The 26957-nt window shown below is 69.0% G+C and carries 21 protein-coding genes; 15 read left to right on the top strand and 6 right to left on the bottom strand.

Annotation, left to right across the window (positions count from 1 at the left end):
* The first annotated feature begins 5 nt into the window (after nucleotides 1–5).
* Complete coding sequence (gene glmM, locus ARTB_RS13400; protein ID WP_243181061.1) at nucleotides 6–1367, top strand: phosphoglucosamine mutase; 1362 nt, start codon at nucleotides 6–8, stop codon at nucleotides 1365–1367.
* 175 nt (nucleotides 1368–1542) lie between these two features.
* On the opposite strand, the gene ARTB_RS21780 is transcribed toward glmM, so the two are convergent.
* Nucleotides 1543–2112, bottom strand: coding sequence for a M15 family metallopeptidase (locus ARTB_RS21780; protein ID WP_308197242.1), 570 nt, complete (start codon nucleotides 2110–2112; stop codon nucleotides 1543–1545).
* On the opposite strand from ARTB_RS21780, the gene ARTB_RS21775 reads away from it, so the two are divergent.
* Nucleotides 2102–2491, top strand: a complete 390-nt coding sequence (locus ARTB_RS21775) for a hypothetical protein (RefSeq protein WP_308197241.1) — start codon at nucleotides 2102–2104, stop codon at nucleotides 2489–2491. The genes ARTB_RS21780 and ARTB_RS21775 overlap by 11 nt on opposite strands.
* Before the next feature lie 10 nt (nucleotides 2492–2501).
* Here ARTB_RS21775 and coaA read toward each other — a convergent pair whose 3' ends face one another.
* Complete coding sequence (gene coaA / locus ARTB_RS13390; RefSeq protein ID WP_243181059.1) at nucleotides 2502–3467, bottom strand: type I pantothenate kinase; 966 nt, start codon at nucleotides 3465–3467, stop codon at nucleotides 2502–2504.
* Nucleotides 3468–3612: 145 nt separating this feature from the next.
* Between coaA and glmS the strand changes: the two genes are divergently transcribed.
* The 8 genes from glmS (at nucleotide 3613) to ARTB_RS13350 (ending at nucleotide 16418) form a co-directional block, all read left to right on the top strand.
* Nucleotides 3613–5505, top strand: coding sequence for a glutamine--fructose-6-phosphate transaminase (isomerizing) (glmS, locus tag ARTB_RS13385; protein WP_243181058.1), 1893 nt, complete (start codon nucleotides 3613–3615; stop codon nucleotides 5503–5505).
* A 4-nt stretch (nucleotides 5506–5509) separates the two neighbouring features.
* Nucleotides 5510–5857: a holo-ACP synthase gene (locus tag ARTB_RS13380; RefSeq protein ID WP_018773713.1), complete on the top strand. Its 348-nt coding sequence runs from the start codon at nucleotides 5510–5512 to the stop codon at nucleotides 5855–5857.
* A gap of 68 nt (nucleotides 5858–5925) precedes the next feature.
* A complete protein-coding gene (locus ARTB_RS13375) occupies nucleotides 5926–7464 on the top strand; it encodes an NAD(P)H-hydrate epimerase (RefSeq protein ID WP_243181057.1) in 1539 nt (512 codons plus the stop codon).
* A 92-nt stretch (nucleotides 7465–7556) separates the two neighbouring features.
* On the top strand, nucleotides 7557–9923 hold the full coding sequence (glgX, locus tag ARTB_RS13370) for a glycogen debranching protein GlgX (RefSeq protein WP_243181056.1): 2367 nt from the start codon (nucleotides 7557–7559) through the stop codon (nucleotides 9921–9923).
* Entirely contained in the window at nucleotides 9920–12244 is a 2325-nt protein-coding gene (treY, locus tag ARTB_RS13365; RefSeq protein ID WP_243181054.1) for a malto-oligosyltrehalose synthase, read from the top strand. Before glgX ends, treY begins: the two co-directional genes overlap by 4 nt.
* A gap of 51 nt (nucleotides 12245–12295) precedes the next feature.
* Nucleotides 12296–14101 (top strand): malto-oligosyltrehalose trehalohydrolase, encoded by a 1806-nt coding sequence (gene treZ / locus ARTB_RS13360; RefSeq protein WP_243181052.1) that lies wholly within the window; start codon nucleotides 12296–12298, stop codon nucleotides 14099–14101.
* 15 nt (nucleotides 14102–14116) lie between these two features.
* Entirely contained in the window at nucleotides 14117–15157 is a 1041-nt protein-coding gene (mgrA, locus tag ARTB_RS13355) for an L-glyceraldehyde 3-phosphate reductase (protein ID WP_243181051.1), read from the top strand.
* A gap of 175 nt (nucleotides 15158–15332) precedes the next feature.
* Entirely contained in the window at nucleotides 15333–16418 is a 1086-nt protein-coding gene (locus ARTB_RS13350) for an inositol-3-phosphate synthase (protein ID WP_018773719.1), read from the top strand.
* An 84-nt stretch (nucleotides 16419–16502) separates the two neighbouring features.
* Here the strand turns inward: ARTB_RS13350 and ARTB_RS13345 are convergent, their stop codons facing one another.
* The 3 genes from ARTB_RS13345 to mshA all read right to left on the bottom strand — a co-directional run bounded on the left by ARTB_RS13345 (nucleotide 16503) and on the right by mshA (nucleotide 20611).
* The gene (locus ARTB_RS13345) at nucleotides 16503–17420 is read right to left on the bottom strand and encodes a DUF559 domain-containing protein (protein WP_243181050.1); all 918 of its coding nucleotides are present in this window, start codon (nucleotides 17418–17420) and stop codon (nucleotides 16503–16505) included.
* Between the two features lie 123 nt (nucleotides 17421–17543).
* A complete protein-coding gene (locus ARTB_RS13340) occupies nucleotides 17544–19256 on the bottom strand; it encodes a formate--tetrahydrofolate ligase (RefSeq protein ID WP_243181049.1) in 1713 nt (570 codons plus the stop codon).
* 89 nt (nucleotides 19257–19345) lie between these two features.
* The gene (gene mshA / locus ARTB_RS13335) at nucleotides 19346–20611 is read right to left on the bottom strand and encodes a D-inositol-3-phosphate glycosyltransferase (protein ID WP_243181048.1); all 1266 of its coding nucleotides are present in this window, start codon (nucleotides 20609–20611) and stop codon (nucleotides 19346–19348) included.
* Nucleotides 20612–20743: 132 nt separating this feature from the next.
* Between mshA and ARTB_RS13330 the strand changes: the two genes are divergently transcribed.
* On the top strand, nucleotides 20744–21271 hold the full coding sequence (locus ARTB_RS13330; protein WP_243181047.1) for a GNAT family N-acetyltransferase: 528 nt from the start codon (nucleotides 20744–20746) through the stop codon (nucleotides 21269–21271).
* A gap of 61 nt (nucleotides 21272–21332) precedes the next feature.
* On the opposite strand, the gene ARTB_RS13325 is transcribed toward ARTB_RS13330, so the two are convergent.
* Complete coding sequence (locus ARTB_RS13325; protein WP_243181046.1) at nucleotides 21333–22757, bottom strand: family 4 glycosyl hydrolase; 1425 nt, start codon at nucleotides 22755–22757, stop codon at nucleotides 21333–21335.
* 93 nt (nucleotides 22758–22850) lie between these two features.
* Between ARTB_RS13325 and ARTB_RS13320 the strand changes: the two genes are divergently transcribed.
* From ARTB_RS13320 to tsaB, 4 genes are all read left to right on the top strand, one after another.
* A complete protein-coding gene (locus ARTB_RS13320; RefSeq protein ID WP_243181045.1) occupies nucleotides 22851–23942 on the top strand; it encodes a carbohydrate kinase family protein in 1092 nt (363 codons plus the stop codon).
* A gap of 435 nt (nucleotides 23943–24377) precedes the next feature.
* Nucleotides 24378–25598, top strand: a complete 1221-nt coding sequence (gene alr, locus ARTB_RS13315) for an alanine racemase (RefSeq protein WP_243181044.1) — start codon at nucleotides 24378–24380, stop codon at nucleotides 25596–25598.
* Nucleotides 25595–26257: a tRNA (adenosine(37)-N6)-threonylcarbamoyltransferase complex ATPase subunit type 1 TsaE gene (gene tsaE, locus ARTB_RS13310; RefSeq protein WP_243181043.1), complete on the top strand. Its 663-nt coding sequence runs from the start codon at nucleotides 25595–25597 to the stop codon at nucleotides 26255–26257. The genes alr and tsaE overlap by 4 nt, the downstream gene beginning before the upstream one ends.
* Nucleotides 26257–26928: a tRNA (adenosine(37)-N6)-threonylcarbamoyltransferase complex dimerization subunit type 1 TsaB gene (gene tsaB / locus ARTB_RS13305; protein WP_028275754.1), complete on the top strand. Its 672-nt coding sequence runs from the start codon at nucleotides 26257–26259 to the stop codon at nucleotides 26926–26928. The genes tsaE and tsaB overlap by 1 nt, the downstream gene beginning before the upstream one ends.
* Nucleotides 26929–26957 lie beyond the last annotated feature (29 nt).

Below are 26957 nucleotides of genomic sequence, written 5' to 3'. Positions count from 1 at the left end.
GTCCGATGTCTAGATTATTTGGAACCGATGGAGTCCGGGGCCTGGCGAACGGGTTGCTGACCGCCGAGCTCGCCTTGCAGCTGGCCCAGGCCGCCGCCGTCGTACTTGGCCATGACCGCAACACGACCGGGAAGCGGCCGATTGCCGTGGTGGCACGGGACCCGCGGGCCAGCGGTGAGTTCCTCGCGGCTGCCGTGGAAGCGGGGCTCTCCAGCTCGGGAATCGACGTCTACGACGCCGGCGTGCTGCCCACCCCGGCCGCCGCCTACCTCGTGGCGGACCTCAACGCCGACTTCGGCGTGATGATCTCCGCCTCGCACAACCCCGCGCCGGACAACGGCATCAAGTTCTTCGCCCGCGGCGGCCAGAAGCTGCCCGACGACGTCGAGGATGCCATCGAAGTGCAGCTCGGCAAGGAGCCCTTCCGGCCCGTCGGCGGTGAGGTGGGACGGATCCAGCGCTTCTCCGACGCCGAGGACCGCTACATCGTGCACCTGCTCGGCACGCTTCCGCACCGCCTGGACGGCTTGAAGGTCGTCCTCGACTGCGCCCACGGCGCGGCCAGCGGCTGCTCCCCGCAGGTGTTCAAGGACGCCGGCGCCAACGTGATCGTCATTGGCGCCGAGCCGGACGGGCTCAACATCAACGAAGGGGTCGGCTCCACGCACCTCGGCCCGCTCAAGCGGGCCGTCCTGGACCACGGGGCGGACCTCGGCATCGCGCACGACGGCGACGCCGACCGCTGCCTCGCCGTGGACCACGAAGGCAACGAGGTGGACGGCGACCAGATCATGGCCATCCTGGCCGTGGCCCTCAAGGGCGCCGGAAAGCTTAGGAACGATGTCCTCGTGGCCACCGTCATGAGCAACCTCGGCCTGAAGATCGCCCTGCGCGACGCCGGGATCAGCCTGCGCGAAACCGGTGTGGGGGACCGCTACGTCCTCGAGGAAATGCGCAACGGCGGCTACAGCCTTGGCGGCGAGCAGTCCGGGCACGTAATTTTTGCCGAACACGCCACCACCGGCGACGGCGTACTGACCGGACTGCAGATTGCCGCCCAGGTGGCACTCACCGGCCGCCCGCTCAAGGAGCTGTCAACGGTGATGACCAAGCTGCCCCAGGTCCTCATCAACGTCAAGGGCGTGGACCGTACCCGGGTCAAGGGCGATGCGGTGGTGGCGCAGGCGGTATCCGCCGCCGAAACCGAACTCGGCGACACCGGACGCGTCCTGCTGCGCCCCTCGGGCACCGAGCCGGTGGTGCGCGTGATGGTGGAGGCCGCAGACCACAAAACCGCCCAGGGTGTCGCGGAGCGACTGGCCCAGGTGGTCCGGACCGAACTGGCTTTGGAGCTCGTCCCCGAATAGTCGGCCAAGCCGGTTCCGTCCGCGAATCGCTGTGTCCGGCGAAGCTGGGTTTCCCCACCTATGTCCGCGTCCGACGGCGTGTGGGCCGGTTGCGCCGGCGTGTACCGGCGTCGTGGTGGCAAAGATGGGAAAATCCGCGCGGACCGACGCCGCCCCACGGGTAGCCCGGCGCCGCCTACAAGTACGCCGGGGCGGCTTCCACGCCGAAGTATTCCTCGAGCGTGCCGATGCCGCGGGCGCGCATGTCCGCGGCCGCCTCCTTGCCGATGAAGCGCAGATGCCATGGCTCGTAGAAATACCCGGTGATTTCGTGCAGCATCCACGGGTAGCGGACCACGAAGCCGAAGCGGTGGGCATTCGCCTTGGCCCAGATCGCCGCCGGGCGGTCCTTGAACTGGGGCGTGAAAGAGTCCGCCCCGCTGCCGTCGCCGATGTCGAACGCCCAGCCCGTCTGGTGCTCTGAGTAGCCGGGCCGGGCCGATGCGGTGTCAGCCTCCGCCTGACCGCGGGAATTCACGTAGCTGCCGTAGGTTGCCCGCTGCGTCGCGAACGAACGGTACCCGCTGGCCAGGGTGATGATGACGCCGTCGGCAGCCGCTGCCGCGAACATCCTCTCAGCCGCTGCCGCCGTCGTGCCGTTCACCAGCGCCGCCTCGCCCGACGTCGCCAAACGGACGGCCGGGCGGGCCAGATCGGGCGGCACAAAGGTGGCGGGGGAGAGCGGGCGGTGCTTGTTGACGATCACCCACGGGCTGGTGGGGTCCGAGAGGGAATGTTGCGGCCCCGGCGCCGCGGCCGATGGAGGGCGAGCAGCGGCCGACGGCGGGACAGGCGACGCCGCCGACGGCGCCTGCGCCGCCGCAGTGGTGCTTTCCGGAACGGGCGCCGACGATGAGCTTGGCGGCGGGGTCGACGCCGCGGCGGCGGCGGTCGGCGTCGAACTGCCAGTGCCTGTGCCCGGCGTCGGCCCCGGCGTGCCGGAAGGCGTGAAGGACTGGGCCGGGGTGCAGGCGGACAGCGCCGCGAGGCCCGTGCCCGCCAGCAGGAGGCGGCTGAAGGCCCGGCGGCTCGGCGATTCCGGGCCGGCCTCCCGCCGTCCCGCCGTCCCGTCAGCGTCGTCGTAGCACATCTGTGCTAGACCTTCCTCAGCAGCATCCGGCGGATGGAGTGGTCGGCGTCCTTGGTCAGGACCAGTTGCGCGCGGCCCCGGGTGGGGAGGACGTTTTCCTCGAGGTTGGGCTCGTTGATGCGCTTCCAGATCTCACGGGCGGTCTCTTCGGCCTCGGCATCGGAGAGGGTTGCGTAACGGTGGAAGTACGATTCCGGCTGGGCGAACGCCGTGCTCCGCAGTTTGCGGAACCGGTCCACGTACCACTCCTCGATATACGAGGTCTTCGCGTCGACGTAGATGGAGAAATCGAAGAAGTCGCTCAGGGCCAGGCCCTGCCTGCCGTCCTGCCGCGCCCGGGCCGGAGCCAGGACATTCAGCCCCTCGACTATCAGCACGTCCGGGCGGCGCACCACCACTTCCTTGCCGGGGACGATGTCATAGGTGACGTGGGAATACCAGGGGGCCCGGACCTCCTCGGCGCCGCCCTTGATCTCGCTCACGAAGCGCAGCAGGGCACGGCGGTCGTAGGACTCCGGAAAACCCTTGCGCTCTAGTAATTGCCGGCGCTTGAGCTCGGCGAGCGGGTAGAGGAATCCGTCCGTGGTGATGAGCTCCACATTGGGGGTGCCGGGCCAGCGCCGGAGCATTTCGCGCAGGACGCGGGCAATGGTGGACTTGCCCACGGCCACCGAACCGGCCACGCCGATCACGAACGGCGTGCGCTGGGTGCTTTCGCCGAGGAAGGTGGTGGTGGCAGAGTGAAGCTGGCCCGCGGCTTCCACATAAAGGTGCAGGAGCCGGGACAGCGGCAGGTAGACCTCGCGCACTTCCTTGATGTCAAGGGGGTCCCCGAGGCCGCGAAGGCGGAACACATCCTCTTCATTAAGGGGCTGCTCCATCTGGGCAGCGAGCCGGGACCAGGTCTGCCGGTCCAGCTCCACGAACGGGGAGACACCTTCCCCGTTCGCTTCATTGCGTTGCAAAGTCACCCTAGAGATTCTGCCCTTCACAACGCCGAGAGCGAAATGGACTGGCCGGTGGAAGCCGGGGCCGGCCGTCCTGAGCCCCGCGCAGGGGCCGTCACGCCCCGCCGTCCCACGTCCTCCCTCCCGGAAACCCGCTAGGCTTATGACCATGTGTGGAATCGTTGGATATGTGGGCCACTCAGATGGCCGGGTAAATGCGGGACACGATGCCTTGGACGTTGTCCTTGAAGGATTGCGGCGCCTGGAGTACCGCGGCTACGACTCCGCGGGTATCGCTGTAGTGGCCGACGGCACGATTTCTTCCAGGAAGAAGTCCGGCAAACTGAGCAACCTCATTGCGGAGCTGGACGCCCGCCCGCTGCCGGAATCCCTCACGGGAATTGGCCACACGCGCTGGGCGACGCACGGCGGCCCGACGGACCAGAACGCGCACCCGCACCTGGCCGACGGCGGCAAGCTGGCCCTGATCCACAACGGCATCATCGAGAACTTCGCCGAGCTCAAGCTCGAGCTCCAGCGCAAGGGCGTCACCTTCGAATCCGAGACCGACACGGAAGTGGCGGCCGCCCTGCTCGGGGACGTGTACCGGAACCAGCTCGGCGGCGACGCCAGCAACGGCGGCCTGACCCTGGCCATGCAGCTTGCCTGCCAGCGGCTCGAAGGCGCTTTCACGCTCCTCGCCGTCCACGCCGACCAGCCCGACGTTGTGGTCGCCGCCCGCCGGAACTCCCCGCTCGTCGTCGGCCTCGGCGAAGGCGAGAACTTCCTCGGCTCCGACGTCTCCGGCTTCATCGACTACACCCGGCGCGCCGTGGAACTCGGCCAGGACCAGATCGTCACGATCACCGCCGACTCCGTGGAAATCACGGACTTCTACGGAGCCCCCGCCGAGGGCAAGGAATACCAGGTCGACTGGGACCCGGCCTCGGCGGAAAAGGGCGGCTTCCCGTCCTTCATGGAAAAGGAAATCCACGACCAGCCGGATGCCGTGCTCCAGACGCTGCTGGGCCGCTCGGACATCCACGGCAAGCTGACGCTTGACGAGCTCCGCGTGGACCCGCAGCTGCTCAAGAACGTCAACAAGATCATCGTCCTCGCGTGTGGCACCTCCGCCTACGCCGGGCAGGTGGCGAAATACGCCATTGAGCACTGGTGCCGGATTCCCACCGAGGTCGAGCTCTCGCACGAATTCCGCTACCGGGATCCGATCGTGGACGAGAACACGCTGATTGTCTCCATCTCCCAGTCCGGCGAGACCATGGACACCCTCATGGCGGTCCGCTACGCCAAGGAACAGGGCGCCAAGACCGTCTCCATCTGCAACACCAACGGCTCCACCATCCCGCGCGAATCGGACGCCGTGCTCTACACGCACGCCGGACCCGAAATCGCCGTGGCCTCGACCAAGGCGTTCCTGGCCCAGATCACGGCCGCCTACCTGCTGGGCCTTTATTTGGCACAGCTGCGCGGCAACAAGTTCCAGGGCGAGATCAAGGACATCCTGGCCGACCTGGGCAAGATCCCGGCCAAGATCCAGCGCATCCTCGACAACGAGGCCCAGATCAAGGAACTCGGCCAGTCCATGGCTGACGCCAAGTCCGTGCTGTTCCTGGGCCGCCACGTCGGTTTCCCGGTGGCGATGGAGGGCGCGCTCAAGCTCAAGGAGCTCGCGTACATCCACGCCGAGGGCTTCGCCGCCGGAGAACTCAAGCACGGCCCGATCGCGCTGATCGAGGAAGGCCAGCCCGTCTTCGTGGTGGTCCCGTCCCCGCGCGGCCGCGACTCGCTGCACTCCAAGGTGGTCTCCAACATCCAGGAAGTCCGTGCCCGCGGCGCCAAGACGATCGTGATCGCCGAAGAAGGCGACGAGGCCGTCAAGGCGTACGCCGAACACGTCTTCTACATCCCGGAGACCCCGACGCTCCTGGCGCCGCTGCTCGCAACGGTGCCGCTGCAGATCTTCGCCCTCGCACTCGCCTCGGCCAAGGGTTACGACGTGGACCAGCCACGCAACCTGGCCAAGAGCGTGACCGTAGAATAACGCCATGATTGTTGGCATAGGCGTAGACGTCGTAGACATTGAGCGGTTCGGGCGCCAGCTCGAACGCACCCCCGGGCTGCGCGACAGGCTGTTCGTCCCCGCCGAGCGGGAACTGAACACGCGGTCCCTCGCCGCGCGGTTTGCCGCGAAGGAGGCCGTGGCCAAAGTGCTGGGGGCGCCGGCCGGCATGAACTGGCAGGACTGCTGGATTGGGCTGGACCAGAACGGCCCCACCGTCCAGGTCAAAGGCACCGTACTGGCCGTGGCGGAGTCCAAGGGCGTCAAGCGCTGGCACTTGTCCATGAGCCACGACGGCGGGATCGCCACCGCGACGGTTGTCGCCGAAGGCTGAGACGGCCGTCCAGGCAGAACCGGCCCCAGCGCCGAGCATTCCCCAGCGACCGCGAATGGACTGAAACCATGATCAGCGCCTACACCGGAACCCAAGTGCGTGAGGCCGAAAAGCCATTTCTCGACGACACCCTGGGCTCCGGTGCGGGCGCTGTTCTTATGCAGCGGGCCGCGTACGGCCTCGCCAACGCCGTGATCCGCGAACTGCGGAGCCGCGGGCAGCGGCTGTACGGCTCCAGCGTGGCCGTGCTGGCGGGCAAGGGCAACAACGGCGGAGACGGGCTCTTCGCCGCCGCGCTGCTCGCCCGCCGCGGCATGCGCACGACGGCGGTGCTCACCGCGGGTGCGGCCCACGACGCCGGGCTGGCGGCGTTCCGGAAGGCCGGCGGGCAGGCCGTGGCCCTCACCGGGGACAACGCGGCCGAACTCGCCGCGCTGGCCGGCGGCACCGACGTCGTGATCGACGCAGTCCTCGGGACCGGAGCCCAGGGCGGGCTGCGCGGACCGGCCGCCGAACTGGTCGCGGCCCTGGAACGTTCCCGGCCTGGCTCCCGTTCCCCCTTGGTGGTGGCCTGCGATATCCCCAGCGGGGTAGACGCGGACACGGGGGAGGCGCACGCGCCGGTGCTGGCGGCCGACATGACGGTGACTTTTGGGGCCGCCAAGGCCGGCCTGCTGGCGGACCCGGGCGCGGACTTCGCGGGCGCCATCCGGGTGGTCCCGATCGGAATCGAGCAGGCGCTGCCATGGCCGTCCCTGCGACGGCTTGAGGCCGCAGACCTGTCCGCCCTCCTGCCACGCCCGCAGCGGCGGGCGCACAAGTACTCCCGGGGGGTGCTGGGGGTGGTCGCGGGCTCCGGCGCTTATCCCGGCGCCGCGGTGCTGGCCTGCCAGGGCGCCCTGGCAGCCGGCGTCGGAATGGTGCGTTACCTGGGGCCGCCGGACGTCGCCGACCTGGTCCGCCGTTCCTGCCCCGAGGTGGTGTGCAGCGCCGGCGCCGTGGCCGACACGCACGTTCAGGCCTGGCTCGTCGGCTCCGGACTGGATGACTCCGATGAGGAGCAGCTGCAGCGCGCCCGCGACGCCGCAGACTCGGGCCTGCCGACGATCGCCGACGCCGGCGCGCTGCCGGCCCTGCCTGATGTGCTGGCCCCGCAAGTGATCCTGACACCCCACGCGGGCGAACTGTCGGCATTGCTTCAGCGCCTCGGGGCTGTGTTGGACCGCTCCGCCGTCGAAGCATCCACCCTCAGCGCAGTGCGGCGGGCTGCGGGCCTGACCGAAGCCACCGTCCTGCTCAAGGGCGCCACGACCCTTGTGGCCTCCCCCTTCCAGGACTTCTACAGCCAGTCCGAAGGCACGCCCTGGCTCGCCACGGCAGGCAGCGGCGACGTCCTGGCCGGAGTCATCGGCGCACTGCTGGCCCAGTTGGGCGCCGACGTCGGGCGCTTCGGTGCATATGACATCGACCCCGATGCCAGATGGGCGGCGATCGCGGCGATGGCAGCCAGCATCCACGGTCGTGCCGGAGTCCGGGCTTCCCGCGGGGGGCCGGTGACAGCAACGGCCATCGCGCATGCCGTCCCGGAGGTGATGCGGGAGCTGTAACAAAACGGGGGCGCCCCGGGCGCCCGGGCAAATACTAACCCTACTTACAAGTAGTCTGTCTAGAGAATATTCGTTCCGCACGAGGAGTACACATGGAAGTCTGGCCCGGATCGGCTTACCCGCTGGGAGCCACTTTTGACGGCACTGGCACCAATTTTGCCCTGTTCAGCGAGCGCGCCGAGCGGGTGGAACTGTGCCTCCTCGCCGACGACCTCACCGAGACCCGGATCGAACTGACCGAAGTGGACGGCTACGTGTGGCACTGCTACCTGCCGCAGGTCCAGCCCGGACAGAAGTACGGCTACCGGGTCCACGGCCCGTACGAACCCGAACACGGCAACCGCTTCAACCCGAACAAGCTGCTGATGGACCCCTACGCCAAGGCCGTCCAGGGCCAGATCGACTGGGACCCGGCGCTCTTCACCTACGAATTCGGCGACCCCGACTCGCGCAATGACAGCGACTCGGCCCCGCACACCATGCACGGCGTCGTCATCAACCCGTTCTTCGAGTGGGACGGCGACCGCCAGCTGCGGATCCCCTACCACCAGTCGGTCATCTACGAGGCGCACGTCAAGGGCCTGACCGAGCTCCACCCGGAAATTCCCGAAGAGCAGCGCGGCACCTACGCCGGCGTGTCGCACCCGGCCGTGATTGAGCACCTGAAGAAGCTCGGCGTCACCGCGATCGAGCTCATGCCCGTCCACCAGTTCGTCAACGACGGCACGCTCGAGGAGAAGGGCCTCAACAACTACTGGGGCTACAACACGATCGGCTTCTTCGCGCCGCAAAACACCTACAGTTCCTCCGGCGACGTCGGGCACCAGGTGCAGGAATTCAAGGCCATGGTCCGCGAGCTGCACAAGGCCGGCATCGAGGTGATCCTGGACGTGGTGTACAACCACACCGCTGAAGGCAACCACCTCGGCCCCACGCTGTCCTTCAAGGGCATCGACAACCAGGCCTACTACCGGCTGGTGGACGGCGACCTGAAGCACTACATGGACTACACCGGCACCGGTAACTCCCTCAATGTCCGGCACCCGCACTCCCTTCAGCTACTGATGGACTCCCTGCGCTACTGGGTGACGGAAATGCACGTCGACGGCTTCCGCTTCGACCTCGCCTCCACCCTGGCCCGCGAGTTCTACGACGTGGACAAGCTGTCCACCTTCTTCGAACTCATCCAGCAGGACCCGATCGTCTCCCAGGTCAAGCTGATCGCCGAGCCGTGGGACATCGGCCCGGGCGGCTACCAGGTGGGCAACTTCCCGCCCCAGTGGACCGAGTGGAACGGCAAATACCGCGACACGGTCCGCGACTTCTGGCGCGGCGAGCCCTCGACCCTGGGCGAATTCGCCTCCCGCCTGACCGGTTCCGCGGACCTCTACGAAAGCTCCGCCCGGCGCCCGGTGGCCTCGATCAACTTCGTCACGGCGCACGACGGCTTTACCATGCGCGACCTCGTGTCCTACAACGAGAAGCACAACGACGCCAACGGCGAAGGCAACAACGACGGCGAATCCCACAACCGCTCCTGGAACTGCGGCGAGGAAGGGGACACGGACAACGACCACGTCCTGACCCTTCGGGCCCGCCAGCAGCGCAACTTCATCGCCACCCTGCTGCTCTCGCAGGGCGTCCCGATGCTCCTGCACGGCGACGAGCTCGGCCGCACCCAGCAGGGCAACAACAACACCTACTGCCAGGACTCCGAGCTGAGCTGGATCCACTGGGACGCGATGGACCAGCCGCTGGTGGAGTTCACCGCCGTCGTCAACAAGATCCGGCACGACCACCCGACGTTCCGGCGCAGCCGCTTCTTCGACGGCCGCCCGGTGGTCCGCGGTGAGGGCGAGAAACTGCCGGACATCGTCTGGCTGAAGACCGACGGCACCGGAATGCTCCCGGAGGACTGGGGCAGCGGCTTCGGCCGGACCATCGGTGTGTTCTACAACGGCCACGGCATCCAGGAACAGGACTCCCGCGGACGCCGGATCACCGACGACAGTTTCCTGCTCGGCTTCAACGCCCACGACGACGACGTGGACTTCGCCCTGCCGGCCGAGGAGTACTCACGGTTCTGGGACGTGCTGGTGGACACCGCGGACCAGGCGGACACTGAGGCGCCGCTGAAAGCCGGGTCCGTGCTGAAGCTGGCGGCAAAGTCGATGGTGGTGCTCCGGGCCCACTCCGGCCCCGAGGTGGAAGTGGACTACTCCGCGGCAGCCTCCCTCGCCGCGATGGCCGAGCACGAGGACTCTACGGGTGCCGGTTCTGCGGCCCCGGCACCGGAAGCTCCGGCGGCCCCGGCACCGGAAGCTCCGGCGGCCGCGGCCGAGCCGGCTCCGGCTCCGGAGGCCCCGGCAACCGGGGCCTCCAAGGGCTCCGCGAAAGCCTCCGGCTCGAAAAAGGCGGGGGCCGACAAGCCGAAGACGCCGAAGGGCCGGGCTAAATGAGAACCCCCGTCTCGACGTACCGGCTGCAGATCCGGCCCGGGTTTACGCTGCAGGACGCCGCGCAGACCGTGCCGTACCTGAAGTCGCTGGGCGTGGACTGGATCTACCTCTCGCCGATCCTCACGGCAGAGCGTGGCTCGGACCACGGCTACGACGTCACCGATCCCTCCGCCATTGATCCGGACCGGGGCGGCGCGGACGGCCTGCTGGCGGCGTCGGCCGCCGCGCGGGAGGCCGGCATGGGCGTGCTGGTCGACATCGTGCCCAACCACGTCGGCGTCGCGACCCCGGCCCAGAACCCGTGGTGGTGGTCGCTCCTGAAGGAGGGACAGCAGTCCCGCTACGCGCAGGCATTCGACGTCGACTGGGACTTCGGCGGCGGCCGGGTGCGGATCCCGGTGCTGGGGGACGACTCCGACCTCGACGCGCTGGAAATCAAGGACGGGGAACTGCACTACTACGACCACCGCTTTCCGCTCGCAGAGGGCACGTATACCGCAGGTGACTCCACTGCCGACGATCCCCGCGAGGTCCACGACCGTCAGCACTACGAACTGATCGGCTGGCGCCGGGCCGACACGGACCTGAACTACCGCCGGTTCTTTGCCGTCAACAGCCTGGCCGGGATCCGGGTGGAGATCCCCGAGGTCTTCGATGAAGCCCACGCGGAAGTTGTGCGCTGGTTCCGGGAAGGGCTCGTCGACGGGCTGCGGATCGACCACCCGGACGGCCTCGCCGATCCGGAGGGATACCTGCACCGGCTGCGGGAGGCCGCCGGCGGCAGCTACCTGCTGATCGAGAAGATCCTGGAACCGGGCGAGGCCCTGCCCGCCGGCTTCGAGTGCGAGGGCACCACCGGCTACGACGCCCTCGCGGACGTGGACCGGGTGTTCGTCGACGCCGCGGGTCAGGGCCCGCTTGACGCGCTCGACGCCGAACTGCGCGGCGGCGCTGCCGACTACGAGGACATGATCCGCGGCACCAAACGCCGGATCACAGACGGAATCCTGCACTCGGAAATGCTCCGGCTGGCACGGCTGGTACCTGCCGCGGCAGGACTGGGCCAGGAAGCCGCGGCGGACGCACTGTCCGAGATCATCGCTGCATTCCCGGTCTACCGCAGCTATCTTCCGGAGGGTGCGGACGTCCTTAAAGAGGCATGCGAACTCGCGGTCCGCCGCCGCCCCGAACTGGAAGGCGCCGTCGGCGTGCTGCTGCCCCTGCTGCTCGACGCGCAGGCAGAACTCGGCATGCGCTTCCAGCAGACCTCCGGGATGGTCATGGCCAAGGGCGTGGAAGACACCGCGTTCTTCCGCTACACCCGGCTGGGCACCCTGACCGAAGTCGGCGCCGACCCCACCGAGTTCGCCGTGGCACCGGAGGAATTCCACACCCGGATGGCCCGGCGCCAGGCCGAGCTGCCGTTGTCCATGACCACCCTCAGCACCCACGACACCAAGCGCAGCGAGGACACCCGGGCCCGGATCTCGGTCCTGGCCGAACTCGCACCGGAATGGCAGGCATCCCTGCAGCGGCTGCAGACACTGGCGCCGCTGCCGGACGGCCCGCTGGCCAACCTGCTGTGGCAGGCCGTCGCAGGCGTCTGGCCCGCAGACCGCGACCGGCTGCAGTCCTACGCGCAAAAAGCCGCCCGGGAGGCCGGAAACTCGACCAACTGGATCGATCCGGACGAGGCCTTCGAGGCGAAACTTGCAGCCGCCGTCGACGCCGCCTTCGACACCCCGGAGGTGGCCGCCGAACTGGAGTCCCTCGTGGCCCTGCTGGAGCCCTACGGGGCCGCCAATTCCCTGGGCTCCAAGCTCGTGCAGCTCACCATGCCCGGGGTGCCGGACGTGTACCAGGGCACCGAATTCTGGGACCGCTCGCTGACCGATCCGGACAACCGGCGGCCGTTCGACTTCGGTGCCCGTCGGCGCGCCCTCGCCGCGCTCGACGCCGGTGAGCATCCGGCGTCGTTCCTGGACGAGGCAGCGAAACTCCTCGTCACCTCGCGGGCCCTGCGGCTGCGCCGGGACAGGCCGGAACTTTTCACCGGGTACACCCCGGTCACCGCCACGGGCACCGCCGCAGCGCACCTGCTCGCCTTTGACCGCGGGACTCCCGCAGCCCCGGGCGCGCTGACGCTCGCCACCCGGCTGCCCCGCGGCCTGGAGCAGCGCGGCGGATGGCAGGACACGACCGTCGAGCTCGCCGCGGCCATGGCCGATGAACTGACCGGTGCCACACACGGTCCGGGCACCGTGGCCGTGGGGGAGATCCTGCGGGACTACCCCGTGGCCCTCCTGGTGCCCACCGACTAAGCAGACCTTCGATATGGGGAATAGTACCGACATGGGGAACGGAAGAATGCCATGACCTTGCCTGCACACGGAAGCGACCGCTTCGATCTCTGGGCACCGGAAGCGCAGGCCGTCACGCTCCTCGCCGACGGCCGGAAGTACGACATGACCCGCCGCGGCGCGGAGGCGCCCGGCTGGTGGACCGCCGCCGGGGCGCCCGCCGACGGGGACGTGGACTACGGCTACCTGGTGGACGGGGATCCCACCCCGCTGCCGGACCCGCGGTCCCGCCGCCAGCCCGCGGGCGTGCACGCGCTCTCCCGCACGTTCGACGCCGGACGCCACCAGTGGGCTGACGGCCAGTGGGCGGGGCGGGAGCTCAAGGGCGCCGTCATCTACGAACTCCACGTGGGCACCTTCACGCCGGAGGGAACACTGGACGCCGCGGCAGGGAAGCTGGCGTACCTGGCGGAGCTGGGCATCGACTTCGTCGAGCTGCTGCCGGTCAACGGGTTCAACGGCACCCACAACTGGGGCTACGACGGTGTCCTCTGGTACGCCGTGCACGAAGGCTACGGCGGACCCGCCGCGTACCAGCGCTTCGTGGACGCCGCCCACGCCGCCGGCCTGGGCGTCATCCAGGACGTTGTCTACAACCACCTCGGCCCCAGCGGGAACTATCTTCCCCGTTTCGGGCCCTACCTGAAATCGGGGGAGGGCAACACCTGGGGCGACTCGGTTAACCTCGACGGCCCGGAATCGGACGAGGTGCGCCGCTACATCCTGGACAACGCCGCGATGTGGCTGCGGGACTACCACGTGGACGGTCTGCGGCTGGACGCCGTGCACGCATTCAAGGACGAGCGCGCCGTGCACCTGCTGGAGGACTTCGGCGCCCTCGCCGACGAAATAGCCGCCGAGACCGGACGTCCGGCCACGATGATCGCGGAATCGGACCTGAACAACCCGCGCCTGCTCTACCCGCGGGACACCAACGGGTACGGGCTGGCCGGGCAGTGGAGCGATGACTTCCACCACGCCGTCCACGTCAACGTCAGCGGCGAAACCACCGGCTACTACGCCGACTTCGACTCGCTCGGGGCGCTGGCCAAGGTCCTGGAGTGCGGGTTCTTCCACGACGGCAGCTACTCCAGCTTCCGCGCCCGCCACCACGGCCGGCCCATCGACCCGGCTCAGGTCCACCCGGCCGCGCTGGTGGTGTGCAGCCAGAACCACGACCAGATCGGCAACCGGGCCACCGGGGACAGGCTGTCCCAGACCCTGGGCTACGGGCCGCTCGCCCTCGCCGCCGTCGCCACCCTGACCTCGCCGTTCACGCCCATGCTGTTCATGGGCGAGGAATACGGGGCCACCACCCCGTGGCAGTTCTTCACCTCCCACCCGGAACCGGAGCTGGGCAAGGCGACGGCCGAGGGCCGGATCAGGGAGTTCGAGCGCATGGGCTGGGACCCCGCCGTCGTCCCTGACCCGCAGGATCCGGAGACCTTCACCCGGTCCAAGCTGGACTGGGCCGAGGCCTCGGGAGGGGACCACGCCCGCCTCCTGGAGCTGTACCGGGCACTCATCGCGCTGCGCCGCACCACGCCGGACCTGACTGAACCCGGCTTCGAGGACACCGCCGTCGACGTCAGCGAGGACGAGGGCTGGCTGCTGCTGCGCCGCGGCCGCACCGAGGTGGCGATGAACTTTTCCGCCGAGGCGCGGCGGGTCCCGGTCCGCGGGGCGGCCCTGGCCCTGGCAACCGACGACGGCGTCCGGCTGGACCCGGCTTCCGGCGCGGAATCCGCTGCTGGCGGCGCGGCGCCGGCCACACCACTGCATCTACCCGGCCACAGCGCCGCGGTACTCACCCACTAAGGCAGGATATGACGTATGACATATTTGGCAGCTGATACCCGCTACGACTCCATGCCCTACCGTCGCGTGGGGCGCAGCGGCCTGAAACTCCCGGCCATCTCACTGGGCCTGTGGCACAACTTCGGCGACGACAAGCCGTTCGAAATCCAGCGCGCCATCCTGCGCCGCGCCTTCGACCTGGGCGTCACCCATTTCGACCTCGCCAACAACTACGGCCCGCCCTATGGCAGCGCCGAGACCAACTTCGGCCGCCACTTCAAGGACGACTTCAAGCCGTACCGCGACGAGCTGATCATCTCCAGCAAGGCCGGCTACGACATGTGGCCGGGCCCGTACGGCAACTTTGGCTCCCGCAAGTACCTGCTGGCCAGCCTGGACCAGTCGCTGGGCCGGATGGGCCTGGACTATGTGGACATCTTCTACAGCCACCGCCCGGACCCCGAAACGCCGATGGAAGAAACCATGGGCGCCCTGGACCAGGCCGTGCGCTCCGGCAAGGCGCTCTACGCAGGCATTTCGTCCTATACCCCGGAACAGACCATTGAGGCCGCGGGGATCCTCAAGGAACTCGGCACCCCGCTGCTGATCCACCAGCCCAGCTACTCCATGCTCAACCGCTGGACCGAGAACGGCAGCCCCAACCTCTTCGAGGCGCTGGAGCAGGTGGGCGCCGGGTGCATAGCGTTCTCGCCGCTGGCCCAGGGTATGCTCACCGACCGCTACCTGAAGGGCATTCCGGCCGACTCCCGGGCCGCCCAGCACAAGTCCCTGGGCGAATCCATGATCACCGAGGAGAAGCTGGACCGGGTGCGCGGGCTCAACCGGATCGCCGAGGGCCGCGGGCAGACGCTCGCGCAGCTGGCCATCGCCTGGATCCTGCGCGATCAGGGCAAGGGCTCGTCGGTCACGTCCGCACTGGTGGGCGCGTCCAGCGTCCGGCAGCTTGAGGACACCTTGTCTGCGATCAACAACCTGGATTTCACGGCCGATGAGATCGACGCGATCGATGAGTTCGCCGTCGAATCAGACATCAACCTGTGGGCCCAGAAGTCGTAGGCATCCGCAGTTAACACAAGCGCCGGGGCCGCCGGGGAACAACCGCGGCCCCGGCGGCGTTGACTAGACTACTAAGGGCGCCTTACGGCGTCGTGTCCGCCTGCCGCCCGCACAACTGATGCATTAGATCAGAGTGCGGCCGCGCCGGTCACCCTTGTTTCTCAAAAGGAGTTCCGTGTCTTCACATCCGATTCGTGTTGCAATCGTCGGCGTAGGTAACTGCGCCGCTTCGCTGGTCCAGGGCGTCCAGTACTACAAAGATGCCGACCCCAAGGCCACGATCCCGGGCCTGATGCACGTGGAGTTCGGCCAGTACCACGTCGGCGACGTCCAGTTCGTTGCCGCGTTCGACGTCGACGGCAAGAAGGTGGGGCAGGACCTGTCCGACGCCATCCTGGCCAGCGAAAACAACACCATCAAGATTGCCGATGTCCCGCCGACCGGCGTCACGGTCCAGCGCGGCCACACCCTGGACGGCCTGGGCAAGTACTACCTCGAGACCATCGAGCAGTCCCCGGAGGAGCCGGTCGACGTCGTCCAGGCCCTCAAGGACGCCCAGGTTGACGTCATGGTGTGCTACCTGCCGGTCGGTTCCCAGCAGGCCGCCGAGTTCTACGCCCAGTGCGCGATCGATGCCGGCGTGGCGTTCGTCAACGCCCTGCCGGTCTTCCTGGCCGGCACCAAGGAATGGGCGGACAAGTTCACCGCCGCGGGCGTGCCGATCGTGGGCGATGACATCAAGAGCCAGATCGGTGCCACCATCACGCACCGCGTCATGGCCAAGCTGTTCGAGGACCGCGGCGTCACCCTGGACCGCACGTACCAGCTGAACGTCGGCGGCAACATGGACTTCAAGAACATGCTCGAGCGCGACCGCCTGGAGTCCAAGAAGATCTCCAAGACCCAGGCCGTCACCTCCAACGTCGAGGCCGAGCTCGCCGCCAAGGACGTCCACATCGGCCCGTCCGACTACGTCCAGTGGCTCGATGACCGCAAGTGGGCCTTCGTCCGCCTTGAGGGCCGCAACTTCGGCGACGCCCCGGTGTCCCTGGAATACAAGCTCGAAGTCTGGGACTCGCCCAACTCCGCCGGCGTGATCATCGACGCCATCCGTGCCGCCAAGATCGGCCTGGACCGCGGCATCGGCGGCCCGCTGGTCTCGGCGTCGAGCTACTTCATGAAGTCCCCGCCGGAGCAGTTCAACGACGACCTCGCCCGTGAAAAGGTCGAGGCCTTCATCCGCGGCGACCTGGAGCGCTAACCGCCTTCCCTTCCCCGGTTGCCCTGTCACTTAAGGCTCCTAAACCTCTGGTTTGGCCGCTGCAAGTGATAGGGCAACCGGCGTTTAACGGGGACGAAGAGCGGAGCGGACTCTTTGGGCCGCGCCGCGGAAGTCATCCGCAAGATCATCGGCGTTGAACTTGAAGTACCGCCAACCGGCCGCGTTGAACGATTCGTCGCGTCGATTGTCCCGGGACTGCTGTTCGCGCGTCAGGTGGTGCCCGCCGTCGTACTGGATGGCCACCCGCTGCCGGCGGTAGCCGAGGTCCGCGGCGGGGGAATGGGGGTCTCCCGGCGCAATCCGGAGCTGCAACTCCGGCTCCGGCAACCCGGCCGCGGTCAGCGCCAGGCGCAGGAACGTCTCGGGGGCCGAGTCGGCACCGGGCCGGATGAGTGCCGTCGCTTGGCGTGCTTTCACGATTCCCTTGAGCTTTGGGTGCCGTTTCAGCATCGCGGTCAGCTGGGGAAGTGTGGCCCACGGCTCCGTGCGGACTTCCAGATCAGGGCGTGGCCGGCGCACGAGTTGGTCGCCCACTGCAACGAGGTCGTCCAGCGGCAGGATGCGGGCAAGGTCCAGCCAGGTCCGGGCGGGTGTTGAAATGCGGATGCCGTCCAGAATCATCAGCTCGTCGTCGAACGCAAGGACGGTGTGCCCGACCACGCCCTCACGCCGGACCGGCGGCAGGGCCCTGCGTTTGCTGAGATGCAGTTCGCGGCAGCCGCGGTACCAGGATGGGAGCCACAGTCCCAGCAGTACTGCGGCAGTGAGGTGCGAAATCCACGCGCCCGGCGTCGCGGCCGACAGGGCACGGGCCAGGCTTCGGAGTTCAAATTCCCAGTCTGTGGGCACATGGATCAGCCGGCCCGCCGAGGTGATGTCGGAGGAACGGAGCCGTGCACTTCCCAGGCTCGCGGCCCGCGCCTCATAGACCGTGAATGGGGCCGCGGAAAGGTGGGCCGGCAGGGGTGCTGGTGGGTGCATGCGGACCATTCTTGTCCGAACCCCATGTCCCCGCTCCGGTTATCCACAGACCCCCGTTACGCTATCACTTGGAGCGGTCAAAGGGCCGGAATGGCAGCCCAAAGTGATAGATCAACGGGGGCGTTAGAAGAGGCCGACCGGGTTACCGGCGTCGTCGACGTCCATCCGCATCGCTGCCGGCACCTTGGGCAGGCCCGGCATGGTCATCACGGCGCCGGTGAGCGCCACGATGAAGCCCGCACCGGTCTTGGGGATGAGGTCCCGGACGTGGATGGTGAAGCCCTTGGGCGCACCGAGCCGGGTGGCGTCGTCGGTGAAGGAGTACTGGGTCTTCGCCATGCACACCGGCATCCCGGACCAGCCGTTCTTCTCGATCTCGGCCAGCCGTTTGAGCGCGGGCACGGAGAAGTCCACGCCGTCGGCGCCGTAGATCTCCTGCACGATGGTCCGGATCTTGTCCTCCACGGACATCTCCAGCGGGTACAGGTGCCGGAAGCCGTGCGGGGCGTCGATCGCGGCCGCCACCTTCGCCGCGAGCTCGTCGCCGCCGTCGCCGCCACCGCCGCGGCCCCACACATCGGCCACCGCGGCCTGGACACCCTCCGCGGCGCACCACTGAAGCAGCCAGTCCAGCTCCTCCGCGGTGTCCGTGGCGAATTTGTTGACCGCCACGACCGGGGTGATGCCGAACTTCTCGACGTTCCGGATGTGGCGCCGCAGATTGGCCACGCCGGCGGCCAGCGCCTCCACGTTGGGCTCCTTGAGCAGGTCTTTCGGCACACCGCCGTGCATCTTGAGCGCCCGGACGGTGGCCACGAGGACGACGGCGGACGGGGCGACGTCGGCCATCCGCGCCTTGATGTCCATGTACTTTTCGGCGCCGAGGTCCGCGCCGAACCCCGCCTCGGTGATGACGATGTCCGCAAGGCGGCGGGCAGTCTGCGTGGCGATGAGGGAGTTGCAGCCGTGGGCGATGTTGGCGAAGGGCCCGCCGTGCACCAGCGCCGGGGTGCCGGCGATGGTCTGCACGAGGTTGGGTTTGATCGCGTCCTTGAGCAGCATGGTCAGGGCGCCCTGGACGCCCAGGTCGGCCACGGTGACGGGCCGGCGGTCGTAGGTGTAGCCGAACGTGATCCGGCCGAGCCGGTCGCGCAGATCGTTCAGGTCCGTGGCGAGGCAGAACACGGCCATGATCTCCGAGGCCACGGTGATGTCGAAGCCGTCCTGCCGCGGCGTGCCCTGAGCCGGCCCGCCGAGGCCGATCACGACCTCCCGGAGGGACCGGTCGTTCATGTCCAGGACGCGCTTGAACGTCATCCGGCGCGGATCGATGTTGAGCTCGTTGCCCTGGAAGATGTGGTTGTCCACGAGGGCCATGAGGGCGTTGTTCGCCGAGGTGATGGCGTGGAAATCGCCCGTGAAGTGCAGGTTGATCTGGTCCATCGGCAGCACCTGGGAGTAGCCGCCGCCGGTCGCGCCGCCCTTCATTCCCAGGATGGGGCCGAGCGAGGGTTCGCGCAGCGCGATCATCACGCTGTGCCCGGCCCGGGCCAGGGAATCCGCGAGCCCCACCGTCGTGGTGGACTTGCCTTCGCCGGCGGGGGTGGGCGACATCGCGGAGACCAGCACCACCTTGCCGGGCGCGCGCACGGGGGCGCCGGCCGCGACGGTCAGCTTCGCAGGATCGATCTTGGCCTTGTAGGGTCCGTAGAGCTCCAGCGCGTCCGGGGTGATGCCGGCGGCCGCCGCAATCTCCCCGATCGGCTTCATGACTGCCCGCTGGGCAATTTCCAGGTCGCTGGGGACGTTGTTCCCGGCAGTGGTGGTCTCAGACATCGTTGTCCTTCGGCTCGTGGCGTCGGCGGGTTTGTCCCGGTCCGGTGTTGCCGGGCGGGGTTGGAGCGGTCGGGGTGGGTGGATCCGGTTCAGGGTGTGTGGCCCACCGGGATGGTCAGGCTTCCAAAATACTGGCTCACGGCGGTGTGGTAGCTCTCCAGCGTAATCGCGGCGGTGCGTTGCCAGCCGAACTCCTGGGCATGGATCGCGGCGGCGCGCCCCATGTCGGTGCGGGTTTGGGTGTCGTCGAAGAGCGACTCGAGGGCATCCGCCCAGTCGCTGGCCTTGTGGCCCTCGATCAGCATCCCGGTCCGTCCGTCCTGGACGGCGCGGGAGAGGCCGCCGACTTTCGTGGCGAGGACCGGCGTCCCGCAGGCCTGCGCCTCCAGCGCCACCAGGCCGAAGGACTCGCTGTAGGAGGGCATCACCACGACGTCGGCGGAGCGGTACCAGCCGGCCAGTTCCGGGGCGTTCACCGGCGGGTGGTGGGTGGCGACGTCGTCCATTCCGGCGGCGCTGATCAGCGTCTTGAGGTTGAAGTCCTTGGCGCCGCTGACGGCCCCCAGGATGGTCAGCTGCAGGTCGATGTCCGGGCGCCGGGAGCGCAGGAGCGCCGCCGCCTTGATCAGGATCTGCGGGCCCTTGAGCCGCTGGATCCGGCCCGCGAACAGCAGATGGAACTTGCCCGGGGCGATGCCGTGCTGGGCCCTGGCCCGGTTCCTGAAGGCCGGCGTGAAGACGGCCAGGTCCACGCCGGGCGGCGCGACGTCAATGTGGTCGATGTCGGCGTTGTAGTGCGAGACCAGCTCGGCCGCTTCGGTGCCGGTATTGGCGATCAGCCGGGTGGCGCCGTCGACAATCCGGTGCTCGCCGTCCTCACGCCGCCGCGGCTCGGGCTGTTCGCCGGACTCGAGGAGCTGGTTCTTGACCTTCGCCATCGTGTGCATGGTGTGGACGAGGGGCAGCCGCCACAGCTCCGCGAGCTCCAGCCCGGCCACCCCGGAGACCCAGTAGTGGGAATGGATGACGTCATACCGGCCGTGCGGCTGGAGCTGGCGGATCCGGTTGATCTCGGCGACCATGCTGTGCAGCAGCCCCGGAAGCTCCTCCTTGGGCAGCTTCCGGGGCGGGCCGGCGAGGACGTTGTGCACGCACACACCCGGGGACGGGTGTTCGACGGCGGGCTGCGTGGCCGAGGTGGACCGGGTGAAGATCTCCACTTCCACGCCGGTCTCGGCGAGGGCCGCTGCCAGCGCCCGGACGTACACGTTCATGCCGCCGGCGTCACCTGAGCCGGGCTGTTCCATGGGCGAGGTGTGCAGGGAAAGGAAGGCGACGCGGCGGATCAGCGACACGGTTCCCCTTTCCTCTGCCCATTTCTTTCTGCCCAATACATGTCGATAAAACATTACTCCTGAAGTGCCAGCCGGTTCACGGGACCGCACGCCCTGGTCCGCAGACCAGGGCGCGCTGCTAACGTGGCCGCTGTGAACACAACGACAGGACAAGGACCTGCAGCCGGCTGGACCATCCGGGAGGCTGGCCCGGAGGACTGGCCGGGCATCTGGGCGATCCTGGAACCCGTCGTCCGGTCCGGGGAGACTTTTACCTGGGACCGGGACACGGCCGAGGACGAGGCCCGCGCACGCTGGTTCAAGCAGGCGCCGGGCCGGACGTTCGTCGCGGTTGCCTCCGACACCGGCGCGATCCTTGGAACCGGCGAGCTGCACGCCAACCAGGGCGGCGGCGGCAGCCATGTGGCCAACGCGGGTTACATGGTCCACCCGGCCCAGGCCGGCCGCGGACTGGCCCGGGCCCTCTGCGCCTATTCACTCGACGCCGCGCGCGACGCCGGTTTCCGGGCCATGCAGTTCAACGCCGTCGTGGAAAGCAATGTCCGGGCCGTGGCTGCGTGGAAATCCATGGGCTTCGAGGTGCTCGCGACCATTCCCGAGGCGTTCAACCACCCAGAGCTGGGCTACGTGGGCCTGCACGTGATGTACCGAAAGCTGTAGGGTTTCCGGCCCCGGTACCGCGGGACGCTGATGTTGGCGGGCCGTTAAGGCCCACGGGCAGCTACGGCCCGCCGTGCCAGAGACGGCCCAGCTCCGGGAACGCTGCTTCATAGCCGGCCAGCAGTTTTCCGGCGAGGTCATCCGAATCCACGAGCGGATGCCTGGCGAACGCGGCGAGGGCAGCCTCCCGCCGGCCGGTCGTCGCTGCCTCCACGACGAGCCGTTCGACGTCCTTGACGCGCCGCAGCAGCCCCAGTTGCGCCGGTCCCGGACGGTCCTGCGGGACCGGCCCGGCGCCGTCGGGTGTCACCCGGCACGGAACTTCGACGACGGCGTCGGCCGGCAGCCCCGGGACAGCCGGCACCACCTGTGCTCCGGACCCGGCGCCGCCCGCTTCCGGGCCGGCGGACCCAACGGTGGTGACGGCGTTGCGCGTGTTGAGGATCAGGTCCGCCGCGCCGCCGCCAGAGAGGGCGCGCATGGCCGCCAGCGCCACCCGCTCGTAGCCCCCGCCGGCGAGGTCGGTCTCGTCGCGGCGTTCGCCCGAGGTGCGGGCCTCCGCGAGGTAGCCCTCCTCGCGGGACCTGCGGGCGTCCTCCCACAGCGCAAAAGCCTCGGCTCCGGCGGCAGCCAGCCGGGGATAGAGCTTGGCCTGCTGCCGGGCGATCGATTCCCCCCGGGTCTGACCTGCGGCGCGCATGCCGGCCACCGCCCGAACGGTGTCGTAGTAGTAGAAAAGATATTCATTCGGCAGGCAGCCAAGGCTGGCCAGCAACCCGGGGGAGAACAGCCGGCCTTCCTCGAATTCCGACAGCGCCGCAGGGTTCGCGAGCAGTGCCGGGAGGGCGTCCCGGCCCCCGGCCTCCAGCCGGTACAGCCAGCCGAGGTGGTTCAGGCCGTAGTAGCCCACGCCGTCGAGCGTGCCCTCGGGCAGCGCGACGCCGGCGGCCCGCGCCGCGCGGTGCACCAGGCCGCTGGCGGAGTCGCAAATCCCGATCACCTTGGGGCCGAGCACGGGGACCAGGGCCTCCGTGACCATGCCGGCGGGGTTGGTGAAGTTGAGCAGCCACGCCCCGGGGCAGCGGCTCCGCATTTCCTCTGCGAGCCGCAGCATCGGCGGAATGGAGCGCAGCGCGTAGGAGATCCCGCCGGCGCCGGTGGTTTCCTGGCCCAGGAGTCCGAGGTCCAGGGCGATCCGCTCGTCGGCGGTCCGGCCGGCGGTGCCGCCGGGCCGGATGGCGGCGAAGACCATGTCGGCGCCGTCCAAGGCCTCGGGGAGCGAGGACACGGCACGGATCTGCGGGCCGGAACCCGGCGGGCCCTGCCGGGCGAGGGAGGCCAGGACTGCCTCGATGGCCGCCAGCCTGGCGGGGTCGACGTCGTAGAGCACCAGCTCCCGCACCAGCCCTGCGAAAGGCCCGGCAGAGAGCGCCCGGTAGACCAGGGGGACGCGGAAGCCGCCCCCGCCGGCGATCGTGAGCCGCATGCGGACAGTCTATTCCCCGTCTTGTTCCCCGCCGGTTTGGGCCCCGCTTTCCCCTGGTATCCCTCGACGGCGGTACGGCGTAATGTGCCGTATATGGACGCGACCCCGGCGCGGAGATTTGATCCGCTCTCTGCCGTCCGCAGCCCGGCCGCGGACGGATTCGACCTGCTCCTGACCGGGACCGTGTTCCAGGACATCATCTTCACCGGGCTGCCCCACGCGCCGCAGCCCGGCACGGAAATCTGGAGCGACGGGATGGGCAGCTGCCCCGGGGGCGTCGCCAATCAGGCCATCGCCGCCTCCCGGCTGGGACTGCGGACCGGTCTTGCCGCCGTGTTCGGCGATGACGGCTACGGTGACTACAACTGGAAGATTCTGGCCGCCCAGGAACACGTGGACCTGTCCCTGTCCCGGCGTGTTCCAGGCTGGCATTCGCCCGTCACCGTGTCCTTGAGCGTGGAGAAGGACCGGTCCATGGTGACGCACGGGCACCCGGCGCCGGTGACTTCCACCGAGCTGGTCGGATGCCCGCCGCCGGCGCTCGCAGCCGTTGCGGAGCTGGGGGAGGAGCTCGAACCGTGGGCTGTCGACGCGCACAAGAACGGCGTCCAGCTGTTCGGCGATGTCGGCTGGGACCCCACCGGCGCGTGGTCCTCGACCCGGCTGGACCACCTGAAGTATTTCCACGCTTTCATGCCGAACCAGCACGAGGCCATGAACTTCACGGGCTGCGACGACCCCTGGTCCGCCCTGTACTCGCTTGCGGACCGGGTTCCGGTGGCGGTGGTCACCCTCGGCGCCCAGGGATCCATGGCCGTGGATTCGGAAACGGGGGAGGAGGAGTGGGTCCCGTCCCTGCCGGTCCGGGCCTACGATCCCACCGGCGCCGGTGACTGCTTCGGTGCGGCCTTCATTGTCGGCTCCTTGGCCTGCTGGCCGCTGGGAGACCGTCTCCGCTTCGCCAATCTGTGCGCCGCCCTGGCCGTCCAGGAGGTGGGCGGCTCGCTGGCGGCGCCCGGCTGGGGCGACATTGCCGACTGGTGGCAGCGGGCCAACGCCCGGAAGGAACGGCAAAGCAGCCAATGGCTTCGCCGCTACCGCTTCCTGGAAGAGATCGTGCACGACGTCCCGCCTGAGGCGCAGCGGCGCGCGACGGCGACCATCGCCCACCAGTCCGACGCGTAGACGGGCGGGCGCGGCTGGGCTTTCGTGGCTGGCACCAGTGGGCATGTCCTCCGCTGGGGTCTTGGCGTGGGCATGGACCCGTAGTGCGCGGGCTTGGGCGTGAAGATTGGGCATGTCCCGCGGTGGGGGTCCGGCCGGATTCGTGGCTGGCACCAGTGGGCATGTCCTCCGGTGGGGTCTTGGCGTGGGCATGGACCCGTTGTGCGCGGGCTTGGGCGTGAAGATTGGGCATGTCCCGCGGTGGGGGTCCGGCCGGATTCGTGGCTGGCACCAGTGGGCATGTCCTCCGGTGGGGCCGGGGCGTGGGCATGGACCCGTTGTGCGCGGCCTTGGGTGTGAAGATTCCGCATGTCCCGCGGGGAGGAATGGGCATGTCCAGCGGTGGCCGGGCCCGCCCGATTATTCGGCCCGCAGCGCCGCGCCTAGAATCGTTAGGTGACTTACCAAGCAGCAACAGGCGATCTCCTGCCCGGTTCGGCGGCAGTGCCGGCCCACGCTGAGGAGCGCTCAGCCGTAATCGATCTCGACGCCATCCGGCACAACGTCCGCCGTATCGCAGCGGTGGCCTCACCCGCGCAGGTAATGGCCGTGGTCAAGGCCGACGCCTACGGGCACGGCGCCGTCCACGTGGCCCGCGCGGCCCTCGGCGCGGGGGCCAGTTGGCTTGGCGTCGCCCACATCTCCGAGGCCCTCGCCCTGCGCGCCGCCGGGATTGAGGCGCCGCTGCTGGCCTGGCTGCACACCCCGGACAGCAACTTCGCCGCCGCAGTGGCCGCAGGAATCGACATCGGCTGCTCGGGCTGGGAACTGGACCGGATCGTGGCCGCGGCCCGCGAGCAGGAACGGCCCGCCCGCGTCCACCTGAAGGTCGACACCGGGCTCGGCCGCAACGGCGCCACCCTCGATGCCTGGGACAGCCTGGTCGGCGAAGCCATGGAACACCAGGACCAGGGCCTGCTCCGGGTCGTGGGGATCTTCTCCCACCTGGCCGTCGCCGACGAACCCGAACGGCCCGAAACCGACGAGCAGCTCGCCGCGTTCCGCCAGGTCCTCGCCGTCGCCCAGGACGCCGGCGTGGACCCCGAGGTCCGCCACCTCGCCAACACCCCGGCCACCCTCTCCCGGCCGGACACCCACTTTGACCTGGTCCGCGTGGGGCTGGGCCTGTACGGGCTGTCGCCGTTCGAAGGGCAAAGTCCGGCCGAGCTCGGGCTGCGCCCGGCCATGACGGTCCGCACGGTGGTCTCGCACTGCAAGGACGTGCCCGCCGGGCAGGGCGTTTCCTACGGGCTGAACTACCGCACGGACGGTGTCAGCACCCTCGGGCTCATCCCGCTGGGCTACGCCGACGGCGTGCCGCGCATCGCCACGGGTGGCCCCGTCCGGGTCGAGGGCGTGAACTATCCGGTAGTGGGCCGCATTGCGATGGACCAGATGGTGATCGACCTCGGACCCCGCCACGTGGCGGCTGGAGGCCCGAGCATCCTCGGCGCCGAGGCAGTGCTGTTTGGCGACGGCGCCGACGGCGGACCCACAGCCGATGACTGGGCCAAGGCCGCCGGTACCAACAACTACGAGATCGTCACCAGGATCAGCCCCCGCGTGCCGCGCCGCTACCTGAACGAAGAGCCCTCCACCGGCGAAGAGCGGCCGTGAGCGCGCCCGCGTGGGAACGGAGCCTTGAGGTCCACACGGCGGCGCAGACGCATGCGCTCGCCGCGGCCCTCGGCGCCGTGCTGGAAACCGGCGATCTGCTGGTCCTGACCGGCGAACTGGGTGCCGGCAAGACCACGTTCACGCAGGGGCTGGGGGAGGGCCTGGGAGTGCGGGCCGGCATCATCTCGCCGACCTTTGTCCTGGTGCGCATCCACCCCAACCTGCCCGGAGGACCCCGGCCGGGCGGACCGGACCTGGTGCATGTGGACGCCTACCGGCTGGAGTCGGCCGCTGAAATCGACGACATCGATCTTGAAAACACCATGGACAGCGCCGTGACGGTGGTCGAGTGGGGCCGCGGCCGGGTTGAGCACCTCAGCGACAGCCGGCTGGAGGTCGAACTCCACCGCACCCTCGGAGGCGCCGCCGCTTCCGCCGAAACCCCCGAAACCCCCGAAACCCCCGAAACCCCAGCCGAAACCGGCGCCAGTCCCGTTCTGGATTTCGACACGGACGACGACGACGAACCGCGGACCGTCGTGATCCGCGGCTTCGGCCCGCGCTGGGCCGAAGCGCCGACGCTGCCCGGCGCCGAGACCATGCCCGGCGCCGGGCCCCTGCCCGGGACCACGCCCCAGACCCCGGAACGGAATCCCTGATGCTGATCCTCGCCATCGACACCTCAGCTGTCGCCAGCGCCGCCCTGGTCTCCGATGATGCGCCGGAATCCGTGCTCGCCAGCTTCGCCACCGAGGACACGCGCACCCACGCGGAGGTCCTGGCCCCGGGGATCGACGGGCTCCTGGCTGAGGCCGGAGTCAGCGGGCACGACGTCGACGCTATCGTCACCGGCGTCGGCCCCGGCCCGTTCACGGGGCTGCGCTCCGGGATCGTCACGGCCCGCACCCTCGCTTTTGTCTGGGGCAAGCCGCTGTACGGCGTCATGAGCCTGGACGCGATCGCCCTGGAAGTAGCCGAATCCACCGACTCGGCAGCGGAGTTCATTGTCGCCACCGATGCGCGCCGCAAGGAAGTGTACTGGGCCCGGTACACCCTCTCCGATGCCCAGCTGCCGCATCTGGAGGACGGCCCGCACGTGGGATTCGCCGCGGACCTGCCGGATCTGCCCGTCTACGGTGCCGGGGCAGGAATCTACTCCGACGCCGTCAAGGCGGTCGCGGAATTCAGCACCCGCCAGCCGGAGGCCCTCTCGCTCGGCCAGTTCGCACTCGCCCGGCTCTCCGCGGGGGAACAGCTCCTGGACTCCACCCCCCTGTACCTGCGCGAATCCGACGCCCAGGTGCCCGGACCCCGGAAGCGTGCCCTGTGAGCGCGGAGCGAGCCGTCCGGCTGCCCGGC

Source organism: Arthrobacter humicola, from assembly GCF_022803015.1.
Taxonomy (GTDB): Bacteria; Actinomycetota; Actinomycetes; order Actinomycetales; family Micrococcaceae; genus Arthrobacter; species Arthrobacter humicola_A.
Note: the sequence above shows the minus strand (reverse complement) of the source record. Positions and strands in the feature narration are given on the sequence as shown.

What these genes read in the sequence shown, in the direction of transcription:
- glmM (WP_243181061.1), top strand. Translation starts at nt 6, where the DNA reads ATGTCTAGATTATTTGGAACCGATGGAGTCCGGGGCCTGGCGAACGGG.
- ARTB_RS13380 (WP_018773713.1), top strand. Translation starts at nt 5,510, where the DNA reads ATGATTGTTGGCATAGGCGTAGACGTCGTAGACATTGAGCGGTTCGGG.
- tsaB (WP_028275754.1), top strand. Translation starts at nt 26,257, where the DNA reads ATGCTGATCCTCGCCATCGACACCTCAGCTGTCGCCAGCGCCGCCCTG.
- ARTB_RS13320 (WP_243181045.1), top strand. Translation starts at nt 22,851, where the DNA reads ATGGACGCGACCCCGGCGCGGAGATTTGATCCGCTCTCTGCCGTCCGC.
- ARTB_RS13345 (WP_243181050.1), bottom strand. Translation starts at nt 17,420, where the DNA reads ATGCACCCACCAGCACCCCTGCCGGCCCACCTTTCCGCGGCCCCATTC.
- treY (WP_243181054.1), top strand. Translation starts at nt 9,920, where the DNA reads ATGAGAACCCCCGTCTCGACGTACCGGCTGCAGATCCGGCCCGGGTTT.
- glgX (WP_243181056.1), top strand. Translation starts at nt 7,557, where the DNA reads ATGGAAGTCTGGCCCGGATCGGCTTACCCGCTGGGAGCCACTTTTGAC.
- ARTB_RS13325 (WP_243181046.1), bottom strand. Translation starts at nt 22,757, where the DNA reads ATGCGGCTCACGATCGCCGGCGGGGGCGGCTTCCGCGTCCCCCTGGTC.
- mgrA (WP_243181051.1), top strand. Translation starts at nt 14,117, where the DNA reads ATGACATATTTGGCAGCTGATACCCGCTACGACTCCATGCCCTACCGT.
- ARTB_RS13375 (WP_243181057.1), top strand. Translation starts at nt 5,926, where the DNA reads ATGATCAGCGCCTACACCGGAACCCAAGTGCGTGAGGCCGAAAAGCCA.
- treZ (WP_243181052.1), top strand. Translation starts at nt 12,296, where the DNA reads ATGACCTTGCCTGCACACGGAAGCGACCGCTTCGATCTCTGGGCACCG.
- ARTB_RS13340 (WP_243181049.1), bottom strand. Translation starts at nt 19,256, where the DNA reads ATGTCTGAGACCACCACTGCCGGGAACAACGTCCCCAGCGACCTGGAA.
- glmS (WP_243181058.1), top strand. Translation starts at nt 3,613, where the DNA reads ATGTGTGGAATCGTTGGATATGTGGGCCACTCAGATGGCCGGGTAAAT.